The sequence below is a fragment of the Bartonella sp. AD24XZML genome (genome assembly GCF_042196485.1).
GTDB lineage: Bacteria > Pseudomonadota > Alphaproteobacteria > Rhizobiales > Rhizobiaceae > Bartonella.
Genome location: NZ_JBHIQH010000064.1, coordinates 1 through 19,122, shown reverse-complemented (window position 1 = coordinate 19,122; position 19,122 = coordinate 1). Strand labels below are relative to the sequence as shown.

At 38.5% G+C, this 19,122-nt stretch carries 18 protein-coding genes, 2 tRNA genes and 2 pseudogenes; 6 read left to right on the top strand and 16 right to left on the bottom strand.

The genetic code is table 11. The features are described 5' to 3' along the window. From ACFIMX_RS06590 to rpsL, 4 genes and pseudogenes are all read right to left on the bottom strand, one after another. A pseudogene (locus ACFIMX_RS06590) lies at nucleotides 1-80 on the bottom strand (elongation factor Tu); the annotation flags it as partial. Nucleotides 81-142: 62 nt separating this feature from the next. Further along, nucleotides 143-2,227 carry an elongation factor G gene (gene fusA, locus ACFIMX_RS06585; RefSeq protein ID WP_375694209.1) on the bottom strand — a complete coding sequence of 695 codons (2,085 nt, stop codon included), beginning with the start codon at nucleotides 2,225-2,227 and terminating at the stop codon, nucleotides 143-145. 24 nt (nucleotides 2,228-2,251) lie between these two features. After that, nucleotides 2,252-2,722, bottom strand: a complete 471-nt coding sequence (gene rpsG / locus ACFIMX_RS06580) for a 30S ribosomal protein S7 (RefSeq protein WP_273791452.1) — start codon at nucleotides 2,720-2,722, stop codon at nucleotides 2,252-2,254. An 18-nt stretch (nucleotides 2,723-2,740) separates the two neighbouring features. Further along, the gene (gene rpsL, locus ACFIMX_RS06575) at nucleotides 2,741-3,112 is read right to left on the bottom strand and encodes a 30S ribosomal protein S12 (RefSeq protein WP_005773262.1); all 372 of its coding nucleotides are present in this window, start codon (nucleotides 3,110-3,112) and stop codon (nucleotides 2,741-2,743) included. Nucleotides 3,113-3,605: 493 nt separating this feature from the next. On the opposite strand from rpsL, the gene xth reads away from it, so the two are divergent. From xth to ACFIMX_RS06550, 5 genes are all read left to right on the top strand, one after another. After that, a complete protein-coding gene (gene xth, locus ACFIMX_RS06570; RefSeq protein WP_375618565.1) occupies nucleotides 3,606-4,388 on the top strand; it encodes an exodeoxyribonuclease III in 783 nt (260 codons plus the stop codon). 124 nt (nucleotides 4,389-4,512) lie between these two features. Continuing rightward, on the top strand, nucleotides 4,513-5,418 hold the full coding sequence (locus tag ACFIMX_RS06565) for a transporter substrate-binding domain-containing protein (protein ID WP_375694208.1): 906 nt from the start codon (nucleotides 4,513-4,515) through the stop codon (nucleotides 5,416-5,418). Nucleotides 5,419-5,559: 141 nt separating this feature from the next. Beyond that, on the top strand, nucleotides 5,560-6,312 hold the full coding sequence (locus ACFIMX_RS06560; protein ID WP_375694207.1) for an amino acid ABC transporter permease: 753 nt from the start codon (nucleotides 5,560-5,562) through the stop codon (nucleotides 6,310-6,312). Nucleotides 6,313-6,314: 2 nt separating this feature from the next. Next, nucleotides 6,315-7,031 carry an amino acid ABC transporter permease gene (locus ACFIMX_RS06555; protein WP_375694206.1) on the top strand — a complete coding sequence of 239 codons (717 nt, stop codon included), beginning with the start codon at nucleotides 6,315-6,317 and terminating at the stop codon, nucleotides 7,029-7,031. A gap of 11 nt (nucleotides 7,032-7,042) precedes the next feature. Beyond that, nucleotides 7,043-7,789, top strand: coding sequence for an amino acid ABC transporter ATP-binding protein (locus tag ACFIMX_RS06550; RefSeq protein ID WP_375694205.1), 747 nt, complete (start codon nucleotides 7,043-7,045; stop codon nucleotides 7,787-7,789). Nucleotides 7,790-7,890: 101 nt separating this feature from the next. Here the strand turns inward: ACFIMX_RS06550 and ACFIMX_RS06545 are convergent, their stop codons facing one another. The 6 genes from ACFIMX_RS06545 to ACFIMX_RS06520 all read right to left on the bottom strand — a co-directional run bounded on the left by ACFIMX_RS06545 (nucleotide 7,891) and on the right by ACFIMX_RS06520 (nucleotide 15,769). Beyond that, a complete protein-coding gene (locus tag ACFIMX_RS06545) occupies nucleotides 7,891-8,682 on the bottom strand; it encodes a tetratricopeptide repeat protein (RefSeq protein ID WP_375618569.1) in 792 nt (263 codons plus the stop codon). Nucleotides 8,683-9,761: 1,079 nt separating this feature from the next. Beyond that, nucleotides 9,762-12,485 (bottom strand): valine--tRNA ligase, encoded by a 2,724-nt coding sequence (locus tag ACFIMX_RS06540; RefSeq protein ID WP_375694210.1) that lies wholly within the window; start codon nucleotides 12,483-12,485, stop codon nucleotides 9,762-9,764. Between the two features lie 149 nt (nucleotides 12,486-12,634). Continuing rightward, nucleotides 12,635-13,189, bottom strand: a complete 555-nt coding sequence (locus tag ACFIMX_RS06535; protein WP_375612445.1) for a DUF2497 domain-containing protein — start codon at nucleotides 13,187-13,189, stop codon at nucleotides 12,635-12,637. 252 nt (nucleotides 13,190-13,441) lie between these two features. Then, entirely contained in the window at nucleotides 13,442-14,734 is a 1,293-nt protein-coding gene (locus ACFIMX_RS06530) for a TolC family outer membrane protein (protein WP_375640146.1), read from the bottom strand. Nucleotides 14,735-14,800: 66 nt separating this feature from the next. After that, the gene (locus tag ACFIMX_RS06525; protein ID WP_375618572.1) at nucleotides 14,801-15,475 is read right to left on the bottom strand and encodes a protein-L-isoaspartate O-methyltransferase; all 675 of its coding nucleotides are present in this window, start codon (nucleotides 15,473-15,475) and stop codon (nucleotides 14,801-14,803) included. A gap of 220 nt (nucleotides 15,476-15,695) precedes the next feature. After that, nucleotides 15,696-15,769 (bottom strand) — tRNA-Cys (locus tag ACFIMX_RS06520). A gap of 184 nt (nucleotides 15,770-15,953) precedes the next feature. On the opposite strand from ACFIMX_RS06520, the gene ACFIMX_RS06515 reads away from it, so the two are divergent. Next, nucleotides 15,954-16,028, top strand: a tRNA-Asn gene (locus tag ACFIMX_RS06515). A gap of 100 nt (nucleotides 16,029-16,128) precedes the next feature. Here ACFIMX_RS06515 and ACFIMX_RS06510 read toward each other — a convergent pair. The 6 genes and pseudogenes from ACFIMX_RS06510 to ACFIMX_RS06485 form a co-directional block, all read right to left on the bottom strand. Continuing rightward, complete coding sequence (locus ACFIMX_RS06510) at nucleotides 16,129-16,476, bottom strand: XRE family transcriptional regulator (protein WP_375694204.1); 348 nt, start codon at nucleotides 16,474-16,476, stop codon at nucleotides 16,129-16,131. A 135-nt stretch (nucleotides 16,477-16,611) separates the two neighbouring features. Next, a complete protein-coding gene (locus ACFIMX_RS06505; protein WP_375694203.1) occupies nucleotides 16,612-16,842 on the bottom strand; it encodes a hypothetical protein in 231 nt (76 codons plus the stop codon). Between the two features lie 116 nt (nucleotides 16,843-16,958). Continuing rightward, entirely contained in the window at nucleotides 16,959-17,186 is a 228-nt protein-coding gene (locus ACFIMX_RS06500) for a hypothetical protein (RefSeq protein ID WP_375611041.1), read from the bottom strand. Then, nucleotides 17,183-17,845: a lysozyme gene (locus tag ACFIMX_RS06495; protein ID WP_375694202.1), complete on the bottom strand. Its 663-nt coding sequence runs from the start codon at nucleotides 17,843-17,845 to the stop codon at nucleotides 17,183-17,185. The genes ACFIMX_RS06500 and ACFIMX_RS06495 overlap by 4 nt, the downstream gene beginning before the upstream one ends. Nucleotides 17,846-17,908: 63 nt before the next feature. Further along, nucleotides 17,909-18,238 carry a hypothetical protein gene (locus tag ACFIMX_RS06490; protein WP_375611039.1) on the bottom strand — a complete coding sequence of 110 codons (330 nt, stop codon included), beginning with the start codon at nucleotides 18,236-18,238 and terminating at the stop codon, nucleotides 17,909-17,911. Nucleotides 18,239-18,247: 9 nt separating this feature from the next. Then, nucleotides 18,248-19,122: pseudogene (locus tag ACFIMX_RS06485) on the bottom strand (hypothetical protein); the annotation flags it as partial.

The window sequence follows — 19,122 nt, the reverse complement described above, 5'->3', positions numbered from 1 at the left end:
GAGGTCTTCCCATGATCAACGTGACCAATCGTACCAATATTAACATGCGGTTTTGTTCGTTCAAACTTGCTCTTCGCCATTTGAGCTCTCCATTTTCCGTCCAAGCCAAGGACTAAGTTAAAAATTAATTACCAACCTGAAATTACGCGTATTTCTTTTGAATATCCAAAGCAACAGCCGAAGGTACAGGCTCGTAATGATCAAACTGCATTGTATACTGCGCACGCCCCTGACTCATAGAGCGAAGAGTATTTACATAACCAAACATATTTGCCAAAGGAACCATTGCATTCACAACCGTTGCAATACCGCGCGCTTCAGTTCCTGAAATCTGTCCCCGACGAGAATTGAGATCACCAATAACATCACCAACATAATCATCTGGTGTAACAACTTCCACCTTCATGATCGGCTCAAGAAGCTGTGCACCAGCCTTCTTTGCCCCATCACGAAAAGCCGCACGAGCAGCAATCTCAAAAGCCAAAACCGAAGAATCAACATCGTGATAGCCACCATCAATGAGAGTCGCTTTTACACCAAGCATAGGAAAGCCCGCAAGAGGACCTGACCCCATAACACTCTCAATCCCTTTTTGGACACCGGGAATATATTCTTTAGGAACAGCACCACCCACAATCTTTGACTCAAAAATAAAGTCATCACCATCATGAGGTTCAAAAACAATTTTCACACGAGCAAACTGACCGGCACCACCCGATTGTTTCTTATGCGTATAATCAATTTCCGCCATTTTAGTAATTGACTCACGATAAGCAACTTGAGGTTGCCCAACATTTGCTTCAACCTTAAACTCACGCCGCATACGGTCAACAATAATATCAAGATGAAGCTCACCCATTCCAGCTATAATAGTCTGACCAGATTCCTCATCTGATTTAACACGGAATGAAGGATCTTCGGCTGCTAGACGGTTAAGAGCAATACCCATTTTTTCTTGATCTGCTTTTGTTTTCGGTTCAATTGCAATCTCAATAACAGGCTCTGGAAATTCCATCCTCTCCAAAATAACAGGCTTCAAAGGATCACAAAGAGTATCCCCTGTTGTCGTCTCCTTAAGTCCTGCAAGAGCAACAATATCACCAGCAAATGCTTCTTCAATATCCTCACGAGAATTTGAATGCATTTGAAGCATACGCCCCAAACGCTCTTTTTTCTTTTTCACAGTATTCTCAAGAGAAATACCTTTCTGAACTTTACCTGAGTAAATACGACAGAACGTCAATGAACCAACAAAAGGATCATTCATAATTTTAAAAGCAAGCATAGATAGCGGAGCATCATCAGAAGATTCGCGTGTCGTCTCAGCCTCATTCTTTACATCAATACCCTTAATCGCCGGAATATCAATTGGAGAAGGAAGATAGGAAATAACAGCATCCAAAAGTGGCTGCACCCCCTTGTTTTTAAAAGCCGTACCACAAAAAACCGGATGAAACTGAACTTCTACCGTTCCCCTACGAATGAGAGAAACAAGCTGCTCGTTGGTTGGCATAACACCTTCCAAATAAGCCTCTGTCGCAGCTTCATCAACCTCCACAGCCATCTCAATCAATTTCTCGCGATATTCTGCAGCTTTTTCCTTTAAATCAGAGGGAATTTCACTTATTACCGCCGAGGCACCAATAGAGCCATCCCACTTTAAAGCCTTCATTTCTACAAGATCAACAACACCTTCAAAGTCATTTTCAGCACCAATCGGCAACTGCAAAACAAGCGCCTTAGCACCCAACCGAGAACCAACCATCTCCACACTACGATAGAAATCAGCTCCTATTTTGTCCATTTTATTAACAAAAACCATACGAGGCACGCGATACTTCTCAGCTTGCCGCCAAACAGTTTCCGTTTGAGGCTCCACACCAGCATTTGCATCCAACAAGGCTATTGCACCATCAAGAACACGCAAAGAGCGCTCAACTTCAATCGTAAAATCAACGTGCCCTGGCGTATCAATAATATTAAAGCGACGCTTCCGACCGTCTTTCCCTTCCCAAAATGTCGTTGTTGCAGCAGACGTAATCGTAATACCACGCTCCTGCTCCTGCTCCATCCAATCCATTGTAGAAGCGCCATCATGGGTCTCGCCAATTTTATGATTCTTACCGGTATAGAACAGAATACGTTCAGTCATCGTAGTTTTACCAGCATCAATATGCGCCATAATACCAAAATTACGATAATCTTCAATTTTATATTCGCGAGCCATTATATTTGCCTTAGTTTAAAACTTCTACCAGCGATAGTGAGAAAAAGCACGATTAGCTTCAGCCATACGATGAACATCTTCACGCTTTTTCACGGCAGAACCACGATTATTAGCCGCATCCATCAATTCACCAGATAAACGCTCAACCATCGTCGTTTCATTTCGACCACGTGCCGCCGCAATCAACCAACGAATAGCAAGAGCCTGACGACGATCAGGACGAACATCAATCGGAACTTGATAAGTAGCGCCACCAACACGGCGTGAACGAACCTCAATATGAGGAGCAACATTCTCTAAAGCTCGATGAAATAGAGCCACAGGATCTGTTTTTACTCTTTTTTCCACAGAATCGAGCGCACCATAAACAATACGCTCTGCAACTGATTTTTTACCATCAAACATAATGGCATTCATAAATTTCATAATAACCAAATCACCAAATTTTGGATCTGGATTAATCTCACGCTTTTCTGCTCTATGACGACGGGACATTGGCTTTGTCTCTCAATATTATTTTGGACGCTTCGCGCCATACTTTGAACGACGCTGTTTACGATTCTTGACACCCTGCGTATCAAGCAAACCACGAATAATGTGATAACGAACTCCTGGCAAATCTTTCACACGACCACCACGAATCATTACAACAGAGTGCTCTTGAAGATTATGCCCCTCTCCAGGAATATAACCAATTACCTCAAATCCATTCGTCAAGCGAATTTTAGCAACTTTACGAAGAGCAGAATTAGGTTTCTTCGGTGTTGTTGTATAAACACGCGTACAAACACCACGCTTCTGCGGATTCGACTGCAGAGCAGGAACCTTATTACGTTTAACTGGCGCCACACGCGGCTTGCGAATCAACTGGTTTACGGTAGGCATGTAACCTTCCTCTTTTCGATCTACATTCGTCTCACCCAATCGGGCTTTTCTATTTTTATTTCTATCTACCCCAACAGAATCGGAACAGATATCTAAGTCTACACACAAAATCGGGCACACCTGCAAAAAAAACAGTTTACCCGACCATAAGCAGAGAAGGCAATAGCCTTTTGCACTAGCATTTGCTTTTAATCTTCTTAACACCTGTGAATAATCTTCCGGTTCATATCCAAAACGCCTGATTACATTCACATCGGTTATGTCCATCTCTAATAGCGAGAACACGTACATTCGTCAAGAACTAAACAGCAGAAAGTTTTTAAAAATGAAAATAAATTAAATTTTAAAACTTTAAATTTGCTTTTATTGCTACTCTTGATAAATCAATTTACCATAGTAATATCCCCTATAAATAAAAAAGTAGCGATGTGACTGTAGTAAAACATACATGCAGTAAATTGAATTGCATATTGGATATCTAATGATGAGCGCCATGAAAATAGCAACGTGGAATATTGCCGGGATAAAAGCACGACATGAAACATTATGTCAATGGCTGCAGCAAAGCCAGCCGGACATAGTCTGTTTACAGGAAATTAAAAGTATCGATGAAAATTTTCCACGCGATGCAATTGAAAGTTTAGGTTACCATATAGAAACACACGGACAAAAAAGTTTTAATGGCGTTGCGATTCTCTCTAAAAAAACACCAGATGAAGTGATCCGTCGATTACCAGGCAATGATAATGATAAACAAACACGTTACATTGAAGCTGTTTATTCAACAAACAAAGGTGTTGTTCGTGTTGCATCTCTCTATTTGCCAAATGGGAATCCTATTGAGAGTGAAAAATATTCCTATAAGATAGAATGGATGGAAAGATTATATACACATGCAAAATCATTACTTACGTATGAAGAACCTCTTATTCTAGCAGGTGATTATAATGTCATCCCCACTCCATTAGATGCAAAAAAACCTCAAGAATGGTATCAAGATGCCTTATTTCTTCAAGAAACAAGAAAAGCATTCCAACGTATTCTTCATTTAGGTCTTTACGATGCTATCCGGAATGTCACCGATACTCCCTCCTTCAGTTTTTGGGATTTTCAGGCAGGTGCCTGGCCTAAGAATAATGGGATTCGCATTGATCATTTATTATTATCACCAGAAGCTGTTGATCAATTAATTTGCGCTCATAGCCAAACAGAAGTAAGGGGATATCAAAAACCATCCGACCACGTTCCTGTTTGGATTCACCTTAATATCAATTAAGAAAGTAAAATCCTCATTTCATGAGACAACAAAAAAATTCCACTCAAAAATAATAACTATGCTACAGCATATAAACAGTATATCTTAAGCAAATAAAATAAAAATAAATGAATGGAGGACATAAATGAAGAAATCATTATTAATGCTTATTGCAGCAACGGCCATTGGATTCTCAAGTTTCGCGCATGCTGAACATGATACTCTTGAAAAAATAAAACGAACAGGGGAAATTACTTTAGGTGTCCGTGAATCATCTGGTTTAGCCTACGCCCTTGGTAATAATAAATATGTAGGTTTTCATACAGAAATGGCAGAACGGATCATTGATGATATCTCAAAAAAAATTGGTAAACCAATTAAAATTCATTATCTTCCCATCACTTCTCAAAATAGAATTCCTCTCTTAAAAAATAAAACCTATGATTTTGAGTGCGGCTCAACAACACATGATATTGCCCGCAGTAAAGAAGCAGCATTTGCTTATACGACATACATTGAAGAGGTTCGGATTGCTGTAAAGAAAAACTCTAACATTAAATCTCTTGAGGATTTAAATGGAAAAACAGTTGCAACGACCACCGGTACAACATCTGTTCAACTTATTCGTAAAAATAAACGTGCAAAAAACATTCAGTTTAAAGTTTTAAAGGGGAAAGATCACGGAGATAGTTTTTTATTATTAGAATCTGGTAAGGTAGATGCTTTTGTCATGGACGCTTCAATTCTTGCTGGACATATTGCTAAATCAAAGAATCCATCTGATTATGTCATTCTTGATACTGTACTTTCAGTCGAACCTATTGCCTGTATGCTCAGATTAAATGACAAAAAATTTGAACAAACAATCAACGATAGTATCGTACGTCAGATTAAAGATGAATCACTGGAAAAGCTTTATAATAAGTGGTTTATGAAACCGATCCCACCTGCTAACACTGTTATGAACCTTCCCTTGTCAAAACAAACAAGATATGCTTGGGATCACCCAAATAATAAGCCTCGAGAAAGCTACGCAGAAAAAGATTTATAGAATTTAATAAAGAAGAACCACACTCTTTTGAAATTGAGTGTGGTTTATATTTTAATTCACTTTTTAATAAATCTGGACTATGTAGATGCGCGTGGTTTATTGTCCTATTTGTGAATGACTAATTTGAGGGAATATCAATTAATGGACTTTTCTTTCCTTTGTAGAGATGACCTTACTCAAACATTGGTAACAGGATGCTTGGGAACTCCCGGCGTGAGCCATACCTATTTAGATACACTTCTCGATGGCTTTAAAAATACGGTTATATTGTCTATCACTTCACTTATATTAGCTGTATTGTGTGGTGTTGTTATAGGAACAATGCGCACTTTACCCAAAACATCCATAATCAATTATATATTTCGCACTATCGGTACTATTTGGGTAGAGATTATGCGTAATATTCCCCTCCTTGTACAAGTGTTTTTGTGGTATTTTGTTGTTCCGAAGATTTATCCACCAGCGATGAAATTTTCCCCCATTCTCTTAATAACATGCGCATTGGGATTCTTTACATCTGCACGCATTGCTGAACAGGTTCGTTCAGGCATTGAAGCGATTCCTTCTGGACAACGCTATGCTGCTATGGCAATGGGGTTTACAACTTATCAAAGTTATCGCTATATTATACTACCACGTGCTATACGTGCAATTATGCCACCTCTTACTTCAGAAGCAATGGGGATTGTGAAAAATTCGTCTATAGCATTCGCCGTTTCAATAAATGAGCTCATGCAATTTCAATACCAAGCAATTGAAGAGGTAAGCCATGTTTACGAAAATTATTTACTTGTTACGACTCTTTATATTCTAATAGCTTTATTCGTATTCATTGTGATGACAGTCATTGAACAAATACTCAAAATTCCTAATTTTCAAACAAAGGGAAATTGAATATGATAAATTTCATAAGCTCTCAGTTTGGACTTTATTCTCTTTTCAATTTTTCCGACTTTGATTTTTCCTTTTTTACCTTTGATGTATTTCGTTCTTACATTTTATCAGGTTTACTCTTTAGCGTTTTTCTAACTCTTTTTGCAACGGTATTGGGGTTTGTTTTCGGTACGCTTTTAGCAATGATGCGCCTTTCTTCCATAAAACTTCTTTCTTGGTTTGCAATCAGTTACATAACAGTTATGCGTTCAATACCACTTGTGATGGTTATCTTATGGTTTTTCGTGCTTCTGCCTTTTTTAACCGGTATATCCATTGGTGCAAATAAATCAGCACTCATTACCTTTACCGCATTTGAAACGGCTTATTTTGCTGAGATTATGCGTGCTGGAATCAATTCAGTTCCGCAAGGACAAAAATATGCAGGACAAGCTCTTGGAATGACATATTGGCAAAGTATGTACATTGTCATTCTTCCTCAAGCCTTTAGAGATATGCTTCCAGTCTTTTTAACACAAGTTGTTATCCTTTTTCAGGATACAACCCTTGTTTATGCCATCAGTGGTCATAGCCTTTTGAATGGTTTTGATATTGCTGCTAATAATTTTGGTGTAAAGCAAGAAGCTTATATCTTAGCAGCTATTTTCTATTTTGTTATCTGTTTTACACTGTCACAAATAGTTTTGTATTTACAAAAAAAAGTATCCATTATTCGCTAACAGGAAAAAAAATGTCTACTCATATGATCGAAATAAAAAATGTTTCTAATTGGTATGGCGAAATTAAAGTCCTTAAAAACTGTACAACCAACATTAATAAAGGAGAAGTCGTTGTCGTTTGTGGTCCATCAGGCTCAGGAAAGTCAACACTCATTAAAACTATTAACGCTCTCGTCCCTTTTCAAAAAGGTAAAATTTGGATTAATGGAATACCTGTTCATTCAAAAAAAACGAATCTGCCTAAATTGCGAAGTCAGGTAGGAATGGTGTTTCAACACTTCGAGCTTTTCCCCCATTTATCTGTCACAGAAAATTTGACAATTGCACAAATCAAAGTCCTAAAACGAAGCAAAAAAGAAGCACTTGAACGTGGATTGTTATATCTTGAACGCGTTGGCCTCATTGAACACAAAGATAAATATCCTGGTCAACTTTCTGGAGGGCAACAACAACGTGTTGCTATTGCACGTGCCTTAACTATGGATCCACTTGTCATGCTTTTTGATGAACCAACATCTGCTCTAGATCCTGAAATGGTAGGTGAAGTACTCGATGTCATGATTAGCTTAGCAGAAGAAGGTATGACGATGATTTGTGTAACCCATGAAATGGGATTTGCACAAAAAGTCTCTGAGCGTGTTATTTTCATAGATCAAGGAACAATTCTTGAAGACTGCTCATCTAAAGAGTTTTTTTCTGATCCGCAAGCAAGAAAACCGAGAACGCAAGAATTTTTGTCTAAAATCCTAAGTCATTAGCCATTAGATTATCAAAAAAGCTATCTTTACTATGAACTTGTATACAAGAAAACAGAGTTTAATATAAGATGAAAGAATGTAAAAATATTACAATCAGATGTTTAAAAACTGTTATTCTTTAAAATCTCAGCAACCAGTGAAATTGCTGTACGTCTCTCAGATTCATTACAAAGAGCAAAAGCCTGTTCTTGCAAAGGATGAATCCAATTTTTGTCTTTTACGTTAGCTTTTTCATAGGCAGCAGTTAACATTGCTGCCCCACGGACAATTTTTCCTTCTTGAAGCAGTATATTTCCAAGCATTGCTTGGGCAGAAGGATTTCCTTTTTTTGCTGAAAGTTGAAACCATCGTGCTGCTTGTATAAGATTCTTCTCCCTTCCCTCTCCCTTTAAAAATATTTTTCCTAAATGATACTGAGCTTTAGGATTTCCATAGTTTACCGCAGCCTGCATATAAAGATGAGCAGCATAAGAAGGATCAGGTTTCACAGGTGATTGAGGAATACCTTTTTTTATATATCTCGCAAGTTTAACCAATGCATCAGAAACATAACTTTCATCCTCTGAACCAAGATCAGCACCTTTTTCAACAATATATGCAAAAAAATTATATGCCTTATAATCATTTTTAGGGACACCATCACCGTTTGCATAGATAGAGCCAAGTTTCCAATTCGCACCAATATGACCTCTCTTAGCTGCACAACGTAATGCTGCAATAGCCTGATTTATATGCCCATTTTTATAAGCAGACATGCCACGTTTAAAAAAATAAAACGAACCATCATTCGCTTCTTGCAAGCTATTGACATCTATTACATAAACAGTCGAAAAGAATCCCCCTAAAATCACAACAATCGTGACTTTTTTCCATATCTGAAACCTATTAACCATTTCCCCCCTATCTCAATTTTAATGATTATATCTGTTACAAATTTCTTTGTAGATATTTAAACTCTTTTTCTTAGTAAGAAGCATACGTGATTTTAAAGTAAAAATTTTAAAAGAAAAGACAAATAGATAAAAATCATCCAAAATGTTCGATAAAATTAAGTATCCATTTTTATATACAACAAATTGATTTTTAAATATAAATCATCATTCTATATTTTGTAACACATCCTTTAACATTCTAAGCTTTATCGATCTTAAAATTTTATACGTATGAGTAAAAATCGTTCAATAAAATAACGTACATTAAACAGCAACTTGAGAATGAAGAGAATACATGATGAATGGTAAGCGTTTAAATATAAAAAACAATACGAAAGATGGATAAATATAATGATGATAGTTAACTTATAACTTCACGACTGCCTTACCACCTTAAAGATGAAGTTTTTTGTCTCCGTCAATCTATAAACAATACAAGCTTTTTGTTTAACGGATTGCACCTGACATCATTTCACATGGGGTTACTTCATACTTTACACACAAGTTCTACCTCAGAATACTCACCACTACATACAAAAAAATACCACATGTGTAATTTTACATGCCTTATATTGCTACTCTAAATGATGATATTTTACAGAAATAAAACAATGTTTTGATTTATAATGATAATTTACCTTTTTGCATATTGAATGAGGACCTCGAATATCGTAAGATTCTCTCATTCCAAACCTGTTCCATGTTAAATCAATCAAAACCATCCGCTTGCACATTACAAGCAGAGAGAGCTATGTGGATAAAAACTCTGTGTAAGAAAGAACTAAAAGTGCCTCTTACGAACGGTTTGAGCTAAGGGTTGTCCGGATATTGGACAGAATGGTGCCCCCCCGGCGCTTGTTACTTCACAAGCATAAAGAAGGGAAGCTCAATGGATTTACCGTTATACCACTCATGATCTACGTCGTGGAATAGGCTTGGATGCCTTAAAAGATGTCTCTTTAATGATAAACATAAAACAATGGATTTCAGTAGAGATTTTATGATCGTTCATGAAAAACTAACAAAAGAAAAAGTTGAAATCAATCTAACCGCTCTAAAGCAACAAATATTTTTTTCTGCGCTGCACGCAGTTCTACAACCCTGTTCCGCTCACGCTCAACAATTTCTGCTTTTGCATTTGCTATAAATTGGGGGTTGTTTAACTTAAGCGATATTTTTTCAATATCTTGTTCAATTTTACTGACATCCTTCCTCAAACGAACACGTTCAGCCTCCAAATCAATCAACTGTCCTAATGGTAAACAAAAAACAGCCTCTCCCAAAATCATTTGTGCCGATACTTCCGGAACTTTATCAGAGAAATCAATAACTTCAATACGCGCTAATTTTTTAAGAAGTGCATCATAACGCTTCACACGCTCTCGCGTTACTTCCCCTCCTTCGACAACAACAAGAGATGCTTGTGTCGCCACTGGAATATTCATTTCAAAACGTACAGACCGAATCCCCGTGACGACATCAATAAGCCAATTAATATCATCAGCAGCTTCTTCATCTATCAATGTTTCCTCTGGCCATTTTGTCAATGCGAGCATATCCTCACGCTTGATGGCTTGCGTTTCTGTAAGAGACCACAACTCTTCCGTCATATAAGGCATAAAAGGATGAAGAAGTTTATAAACTTCATCTAAAACCCAAGCAGTACAAGCTTGAGCCTCATTTTTAGCATCTTCATTTTCCCCCTGAAAAATAGGTTTGAGAAGCTCCAAATACCAATCACATAATGTATTCCAAATGAAACGGTAAAGAGTAGCAGCTGACTCATTAAATTTATAGTGTTCAATACCAGTCGTAACCGCTGAAATTGTTTTAGATAACTCTGTTAAAATCCAACGATTAAGCGCCAATTTTGCTTGTTCTGGTTTAAAAGCTGGATCATGCTTCACACCATTCATCTGTGCAAATCGGGTAGCATTCCACAATTTCGTAGCAAAATTACGATAACCAGCAATACGGGAAACATCAAGTTTTACATCACGACCTTGTGCTGCCATAATAGCTAAAGTAAACCGAAGTGCATCAGCACTATATTGATCAATAAGCTCTAAGGGATCAATAATATTTCCCTTTGATTTTGACATCTTTGCACCCTTTTGATCCCGTACAAGAGCATGCACATAAACCGTTGGGAAAGGAACGTCACCCATAAAGTGAAGTCCCATCATCATCATACGAGCAACCCAGAAAAAAATAATATCAAATCCTGTCACAGATAAAGATGTTGGGTAAAAAGTAGATAATTCAGTCGTTTTATTTGGCCATCCTAATGTTGAAAAAGGCCAAAGAGCTGATGAAAACCAAGTATCTAAAACATCCGGATCACGGATTAATTCAACAACCTCACCATAATGAGCAAAAGCTGAATCTAAAGCCTCTTTTTCACTTTTTTCAACAAAAACCGTTCCATCAGGACCATACCAAGCAGGAATCTGATGTCCCCACCATAATTGGCGAGAAATGCACCAAGGTTGAATATTTTCCATCCAATTGAAGTACGTCTTTTTCCAGTTATCGGGAACGAACTGCGTTTTGCCTTGTTGAACAGCCTCTATCGCTGGCTTTGCTAATTCAGCAGCATGAACATACCATTGATCTGTCAAAAAAGGCTCAATAGGGACACCACTGCGATCTCCATGAGGAACCATATGGGTATGATCATCAACAGAAGCTAAATATCCCTGTTCTTCCATCAAAGAAACAATCTTCTGGCGAGCAACAAAACGATCAGATTTATCGAGATTTTCTACTAACATTTTTAATTCATCTGATAAAATCAAACCATCGAAAAATGCTTCATTTTTACGAAGAAAAATCTCGGCTTGCTGGGTAAAAATATTGATCAAGCGTAAATGATTACGCTGTCCTACTTCAAAGTCATTAAAGTCATGAGCTGGTGTGATTTTTACAGCACCACTTCCAGCTTCAGGATCAGCATGGCTATCACCAACAATTAATAACCTACGACCAACAAGCGGCAAAAGAGCATTTTTACCGATAAGATTTTTATAACGCTCATCTTCAGGATTAACAGCAATTCCTGTATCACCAAGCATTGTTTCTGGTCGTGTTGTTGCCACTGTTATAAAAGTTGTCGCATCATTTGGATCAAAAATTTTACCTTCAAGTGGATATCTAAAGTGCCACAAATATCCTTGAACTTCTTTTTGCTCAACTTCAAGATCTGAAATAGCTGTCAACAATTTAGGGTCCCAATTGACGAGGCGCTTATCCCTATATATCAACCCTTGCTTATAAAGCGTGACAAAGACTTCATGAACCGCCTGCGACACCCCCTCATCCATTGTAAACCGCTCACGCGACCAATCACATGAAACCCCAAGGCGACGCAACTGGTTTGCAATAACGCCTCCAGTTTCATAACGCCATTCCCAAATACGCTCAATAAACTTTTCTCTCCCCATTTCTTGACGCGTTGGCTCTTGGCGTTCTGCAAGTTGACGCTCCACTACCATTTGCGTAGCAATCCCAGCATGATCCATACCAGGCTGCCACAACACATTTCTGCCACGCATCCGCTGAAATCTAACTATTATATCTTGAATTGTCGTATTGAGCGCATGCCCCATATGAAGTGAGCCCGTAACATTAGGAGGAGGAAGCATAACGCAAAAAGGTTCTGCACCGCTTTTAGAACCAGCTCCCGCTTTAAAAGCCCCACGCGTCTCCCATCTCTTTGCAACCCGTTGCTCTATAGAGGCAGCATCATAGTTTTTTTCTAACATTCTATCCATCCATAACGCCGCTGAAAAACACAATATATGATCAAAACCTGATCAGAATCTCGTGAATCTCAGCCATTCACTAGAGAGCTCGCAAAATCGCAAACAAAATCCCCATAAAATGAAAAACATAAAAATAATATAAAAAATAATTAAGACGATTTTTTAATCGCCTTCACAATCTCTTCACGCAAAATATCTTCCAGCAAAATAGGCAATTTAGACTGTAACCATTCTGCTATAGCAGGACGCAACACATCCTTTGCAATCTTTTCTGCAGAAGAAATACAATATGCAGACAATTCCACATGACCATCCCTTCCAGCGTCTGACTGTGATTTCCTTATCTCATCTTCATATTCTTTTGCTTTATAAACAGAATTCCGTTCTTCAGAAGAAAGCTTCATCTTTTGCATATCCATACCAACTGTATTATTTTCTGCCTCTATATCCTCTTTCTCTTGCGTTATCTTCCCTCCTTGATTTTCAGAAGAAAGACCAATACGATCAGCTAAAGCTTTCATAGCATCATCAACCGATAAGGTTGTATCATAAATACCCTCGGATGCCACTTCTGAAGCATTCACTGCAACATCTTCATTTAAAAAGTGATCAGATTGAACCGCATTTTCTTCGATTATTTCACGAATAGATGTTAAAATTTCATCCATACTTGGCTCACGTAACACGCTTGAACTCTGTACCATACTTTACAACCTCTCAAAGACGCAACAACAAATAGAATCATATTTTCAGTGTATGCAAAAGAATTATAAGATCAACATGCCTCCTACGATATTTTCAAATATGCTTGTCATAAAGAGGGCGCTACACACAGTTTTCTACACTTATAAAAATAATATCTCGCCGCAATATCTTTCAACATATTCAACTGTTGATTTACTAATCTTTTAAAAACTAAAATAATTTAATAAGATTCAAAGAGATACTTTTATGTATTATCGGATATATTTAATTGTTTTTAAACCTAAATAACTTGCAGTCAATTTACCAATAGAAGATTGAACACTATAGCTCGCCACAACAGCATTACGCTCTGCCATTGCAAGCGCAATCTGAGCATTAATCAATAGAGTACGAGAATTTAAAACATCCAGCGTCGTTGCTTGCCCTACACGATTTTCTTGAACACGACCTTTCAGAGCAATTTCAGCAGCACGAACACTTTCACAGTAAGCAATAACAGATGAGCGAGCGCCCTCCAACTGAAACCAAGCAGAAGTAAGTGCTTGTCGCGTATTACTATGCGCCAAATCGAGTTGAAGCTGGGCCTGTCCAAGCTGTTCCCTTGATTGGCGAATTTGCGCAGACGTACGCCCTCCTTCAAAGATTGGGACACTTACTGACAACCCTATCGATTTAGAAACGCCATCTTCTCCAACCCCACTGTAGATTCGATTATAAGATGCGGTTGCAGAAAAATCAACTTTAGGGAGCAATGCCCCTTCTTTCGCCTTTACATTATAAGCACTCGCATCGACTAAATATTTAGCATAAAGGATTGCTGGATGCATCACAACGCTCACTTGGTAAGCCATATCAAGGTTGACGGGAAAATCTTTGGCTACAGGTGGGCGTTTTAACTTTTCAGGATCAGAACCAATAACTTGTCGATACACTGCCTCTGCTGCTTTTACATCAGCACGAGCAAGACTCAGCTCTGAAACCGCCACGGAACGTGCAGCTTGAGCTTGAGCAAGATCAACATGCCCTCCTTCACCCACATCAAATTTTGCTTTATTGGAACGAACTTGCTCCTCAAGAGCTGCCAAATTTTCTCTCCGAAGATCGGCAACACGACGTGCGTGATAGACATTAGCATAAGCGGTCACCGCCTCCAGAAACGTATTTTGTTCAACATTACGAAGATATTCACGCTGAGCCTGCAACTTAACTTGAGCTGAAGAAAAGATATTTTGCGTGATAAAACCATCAAATAATCTTTGATTTAATCTCACTCCTATAGATCCAGAAGTGACATAAGGACCTGTAAAAGACTTATTGCGCCCATAGTTCCCAACCCCCTCAACTTGTGGCAATAGCCCCGATCGCGCAATGACAACATCATCACTGGATATACGCACAGCTGCACGTTCACTATTCAACTTAGCATTATATTTATAAGCCTTAGAAAAGGCATCCATCAATGTTTCAGCACAAACAGCCTCTGATAGAAAAACACTCAGCACCAGCAATAAACACGCCTGAAACTTCTTGTTTACTCTAAACATAATACACACAATAACAAACCCCAAATAAATTACAAAATTATCTTTTATTCACAAAACAAACAAGCACTAAAACACAAAACCAGGTGTTTTGAAAAAACAAGGAAGAGGCTTTACAGCGAGGTTAAAAGCACGACGAGCCGAGATGATCCCATCTTCTTTTATATAGATTTGTGCAACAGCAGCATTTCCATGCCCTTCAACCACAACAAGACGTCCACAGTCTTTCATTTGATCAAAGATACCTTGAGGAATAAAATCAACAGATCCCTCAATGAAAATCACATCATAAGGTCCCTCAACGGCATATCCTTGCTCTAATGGACCATGAACGACAACCACATTATCACATTGATTACGTTCTAAAGCTTCAAGAGCACGTTCAAAGAGAGATTTATCACTTTCCAGCGCAATCACAGACCCTGCAAGTTTTGCAAGCAACGCTGCACAATAACCACTATTTGCACCAATATCTAAAACAACATCTGATGATTTTACAGCGGCAAGCTGTAGTAATTTCGCTAGAGACGCAGGTTTCATCAAATAGCGTGCAGAAACCCCATCTTGCACTGGACATAGAACAATATCAGTATCAAGATAACTTAATACTTTCATATCTTCCGATACAAAATCTTCACGAGATACCGTTAAAAAGGCTTCAAGAACTGATAAATCCGTTACATCGACTGTACGAATTTGATTGTCAACCATTTTGCGACGAAGCTCAGCAAAATCTGCAACCATAACGAATATTTTCTCCTAACCTACAAAAAACAAACAAAACAACGACAACAAGGGACGAAGATCTCTTAAACTATGGGTGTTAGAAAAAAGGATGCTACAGTCAACAATTAGATTTTAACTGTATAATCTCTCATACAAAAGTGTCTTCACAAGAATAGAGGGAAATAATCTATTTTCCTATACCTCATCTCCCCTAAAAGCCGTTTCGTTTAAAATCGGCTGGAGGCCTCGCCCGGAATCGAACCGGGATACAAGGATTTGCAGTCCTCTGCGTAACCATTCCGCCACGAGGCCTCGTCAACAAACATAAAGGTTTCAATAAGGGAAGGCAACGCATCCGTCAAGGTGTAGAAATATTCTCTCGCCTTTTTTCCTCTTATTACACAATTTATCATATTTTTTAAAAAAAAGTAATTTTATTCTTTGCAAATCAGTATTGCTTTGCTATAGCCTTTTCAAAGAGATGATTGGGCACCATTCCCCGGTAGCTCAGCGGTAGAGCAACCGGCTGTTAACCGGTTGGTCGCTGGTTCGAATCCGGCCCGGGGAGCCACTTCTTTTTTTATTAAAAATAACTTATTAATTTTAAATATCTTTTTTAAGGTACGGGGTGTGTAGATAAAAGTACGGGAATAGGATTTTCTGCTATTCCTCTATAGGAGTCCTCTTTTTTCGTCGATTTTCTCGAAAAATTTTTTTAGTTTTGCTAAATCTTCTTGTGAAAAATTCTCTAAGTTTCTAACAAACATACCAATAATTTCACCGCGAAATGGGTCTGAAGATTTGATTGTAAAACTCTTGCGACATGCATAGGCTTCTTTTTTTAAGAGAGAAGCCTTCTCTTTATCTAAACCATAAAGCTCTATGATCTTTTCCTCCAGTCCTACAGGAACAGATTTTTTGCCAATCTCGACAGAAGATAAAAATGCTACAGATATGTCTAATTTCTTNGAGTGATCAATGCGAAGTTTCCGTAAAATTTTACCAAAAGATGTAACCATATAAAAAGTCCTATTAGAGAAGAAATATTTTCTTCTGATTCTAACAAATCTTTTTATGATTTTCTTCAATTATTACGAATCAAGAGTTTTTTTCGGGGGGGATAGTAAATCCTGATGTCCAAAGAGTCTCTAATTCTAACTTTTTGTTATCCATTTTTTGAGGTATGATAAGATATTATCGAGTGCATCCATAAGGCGGGCAAAATCAATAACAAACATAAAGACAATGAAGGCAATCCACTTCATAAAGCGTGACATCATCTTTAAGCCTTGATACGTCTCTATCATCTCATGAAGAAGCTGTTGTTCTGTTTCTGTAAGATCTTTATCTTTGCTGCTTCGTTTCTTGACCATCTTTCCAACCACATAAATGGGCTCCCTGCTTGTTATGCTTCAAAATATCTCTTGCAAGGTTGGAACTGATGACCGCAACATCCTTATTATCTAAATAAATGGGCAACCAGCCACCACAAGAAACAGACCTATTTGCCGCGCACCCAACGAGAAAGTTCAGAGCGCACACCAGCATCACTTTTTCGATTAACTTCATTTTCTACCTCAAGACGGGTTGTTGCTGTCTTTAAAGCATTCTCTGTTTGCTTTTGCCGTTCGCTTTGCTTGCCAAGCTGAAACGCCTTGGCTAAAGCCATAAAAAAAACGGCTAAAGCCGCTGTAAACATCAGAGAATATTTCTTTAGCCAAAAAATCATAAGCGTTGCTCCCCAAACCGCTTGGCGACAATCACTATGCCCGTTACAGCCGCTAAAACCATCATGCCTGCTAAAGCCCATTGCACCGGACCATTGCCAACCAACAAGCCACCAAAACCAGAACAAGACCCTATAATCGGGGCAAGCGCTTCTATCTTTAAAAGACCGCTTGCTGTTTTCGTTTCTACCCTTTGATAATTCGAAGAAACATAAGCCCCTTTTACCCATAATCCCGCTTCTGCTGCTCGACGGTTGGCTAAACCCGCAAGAGGCTTCCCACCGACCTTATTCCATTTCTGTAATTCTAAGGGTACGGCTTCATAATCCCCTTGATTAAGCTTCTTCAACAAGGTTGACTTGCGAAAAGCAGCTGTTCCTACATTATAGCAAAATGAGACCAATGCCGCGAATTGGCAATCCGTTAACGAAACCGTCACCGATTCCTCTACCGTCTGCTCAAATTGCTTTAAGTCTTCACAAAGGATTTCTTCCGCTTGCTTTTGCGTAATACGCATGCCTTTTTTGACAAGCGGTTGACCTGCATTGCTGGTATGACCATAACCAATGGTCCAGATACATGCTGTATCTCTATAAGCCTCTAAACGCAAACCTTCCCATTGTTTGATAAGCTCTAATCCTTCTTTCGATATCTTTCTCATCTGACGCTCCATAAAAAAAGCCCCACAAAAGTGAGGCTGGATAAAAATGTTTTTTTATGATCTCTATTGACTATGCTCTTTGATCAGTTGCTCGACTTCGTCAACACCAAAGCCAAGCTGAAAGAGCGGCGCATATTCACTTTCCTGTAATTCATACTGACAACGCTTTTCGACAAAATCACCATTTGAATCAAACGGTATTTCTGTTGTTCGACAAACCTTATGCGTATCATCTTCTACCCCCTCTTCCCCTTCACTGAGTTCTTTGACAAAAAACCAATAAAAACGCGTTGTCAAAAGCATCTCTAGCCTTCTTACTGTTTCAACTTTGTCAAAAGAAAGCATGTTCAGATAATCTTCTTTGCTATTTAAATGTTCTGGATATTCTATCATCTCTCCCTCCTAAACAAAATGACGCGTATGGCTACATCCACGCGCCGCAACTTGTTCATTTCCACCATTGACGATCATGGTGGCTCGAGTAAAACGCCCATTATCCGTTGTATTACTCCAGCTACCACCCCCTAACAATGCTCTCATTTCAAACGTATTTTGCGTACGGCTTATGGGTATAGGAAACGTGCCCGATAAAAATTGCCAAACATAACCGCAACCATCCTCACAACCGATATGCGAGATCATTCGACGATTCGCCGTATCCTTATATCCACCTGAAACCTTAGAGGTTGGTTCTTTCTTGCCAACAATATGTGTCTTTTCATTGCTTCCATACATAGCAGAAGCAAACGCTTCATCACTCAGTAAAGATTTTTTAACACGCGCCATATCTGTTACATGTTCGGTATAATTACGGTTTGTTGTTATATTGGTACGATACATTGATTTCGTATTTTCACCGGTGCCTGATTGAAGATAAATATCAACCCAAAGATCTTGCAAAGGATCATAAACCATACCTTCTGGTGAACTATAAGGGCGGTGATTTAAACACCAAACTGAATTGGGTAAAATATCCCCTGCCCTATAACCAGACAAGGGGTGACCAGAAATCGTACCAACATCCGCACAAAGCGTATGAAACCCTCCTATCTTTCGCGAATTATTGACGCTGTAACCGTTTGGATACGTAGAGTTTTCTGATACAACAATTTTATGAGACTGTCCTCCATCAGAAACCAAATAAACATAATAATCCTTCCCCGCCGAAAGAGAAGGAACGCTTATTCTTGTATCTACCGTATAACTTGCAACCAAAGTATCATTGCCTAATGCCAAAGTTATGCGTGTTCCTTTTTTCAAGGTTAATTGCGCTTTGC

What these genes read in the sequence shown, in the direction of transcription:
- rpsL (WP_005773262.1), bottom strand. Translation starts at nt 3,112, where the DNA reads ATGCCTACCGTAAACCAGTTGATTCGCAAGCCGCGTGTGGCGCCAGTT.
- ACFIMX_RS06565 (WP_375694208.1), top strand. Translation starts at nt 4,513, where the DNA reads ATGAAGAAATCATTATTAATGCTTATTGCAGCAACGGCCATTGGATTC.
- ACFIMX_RS06500 (WP_375611041.1), bottom strand. Translation starts at nt 17,186, where the DNA reads ATGATTTTTTGGCTAAAGAAATATTCTCTGATGTTTACAGCGGCTTTA.
- ACFIMX_RS06560 (WP_375694207.1), top strand. Translation starts at nt 5,560, where the DNA reads ATGGACTTTTCTTTCCTTTGTAGAGATGACCTTACTCAAACATTGGTA.
- fusA (WP_375694209.1), bottom strand. Translation starts at nt 2,227, where the DNA reads ATGGCTCGCGAATATAAAATTGAAGATTATCGTAATTTTGGTATTATG.
- ACFIMX_RS06540 (WP_375694210.1), bottom strand. Translation starts at nt 12,485, where the DNA reads ATGTTAGAAAAAAACTATGATGCTGCCTCTATAGAGCAACGGGTTGCA.
- ACFIMX_RS06490 (WP_375611039.1), bottom strand. Translation starts at nt 18,238, where the DNA reads ATGATAGAATATCCAGAACATTTAAATAGCAAAGAAGATTATCTGAAC.
- ACFIMX_RS06530 (WP_375640146.1), bottom strand. Translation starts at nt 14,734, where the DNA reads ATGTTTAGAGTAAACAAGAAGTTTCAGGCGTGTTTATTGCTGGTGCTG.
- ACFIMX_RS06495 (WP_375694202.1), bottom strand. Translation starts at nt 17,845, where the DNA reads ATGAGAAAGATATCGAAAGAAGGATTAGAGCTTATCAAACAATGGGAA.
- xth (WP_375618565.1), top strand. Translation starts at nt 3,606, where the DNA reads ATGAAAATAGCAACGTGGAATATTGCCGGGATAAAAGCACGACATGAA.
- ACFIMX_RS06535 (WP_375612445.1), bottom strand. Translation starts at nt 13,189, where the DNA reads ATGGTACAGAGTTCAAGCGTGTTACGTGAGCCAAGTATGGATGAAATT.
- ACFIMX_RS06525 (WP_375618572.1), bottom strand. Translation starts at nt 15,475, where the DNA reads ATGGTTGCAGATTTTGCTGAGCTTCGTCGCAAAATGGTTGACAATCAA.
- ACFIMX_RS06550 (WP_375694205.1), top strand. Translation starts at nt 7,043, where the DNA reads ATGTCTACTCATATGATCGAAATAAAAAATGTTTCTAATTGGTATGGC.
- ACFIMX_RS06555 (WP_375694206.1), top strand. Translation starts at nt 6,315, where the DNA reads ATGATAAATTTCATAAGCTCTCAGTTTGGACTTTATTCTCTTTTCAAT.
- rpsG (WP_273791452.1), bottom strand. Translation starts at nt 2,722, where the DNA reads ATGTCCCGTCGTCATAGAGCAGAAAAGCGTGAGATTAATCCAGATCCA.
- ACFIMX_RS06545 (WP_375618569.1), bottom strand. Translation starts at nt 8,682, where the DNA reads ATGGTTAATAGGTTTCAGATATGGAAAAAAGTCACGATTGTTGTGATT.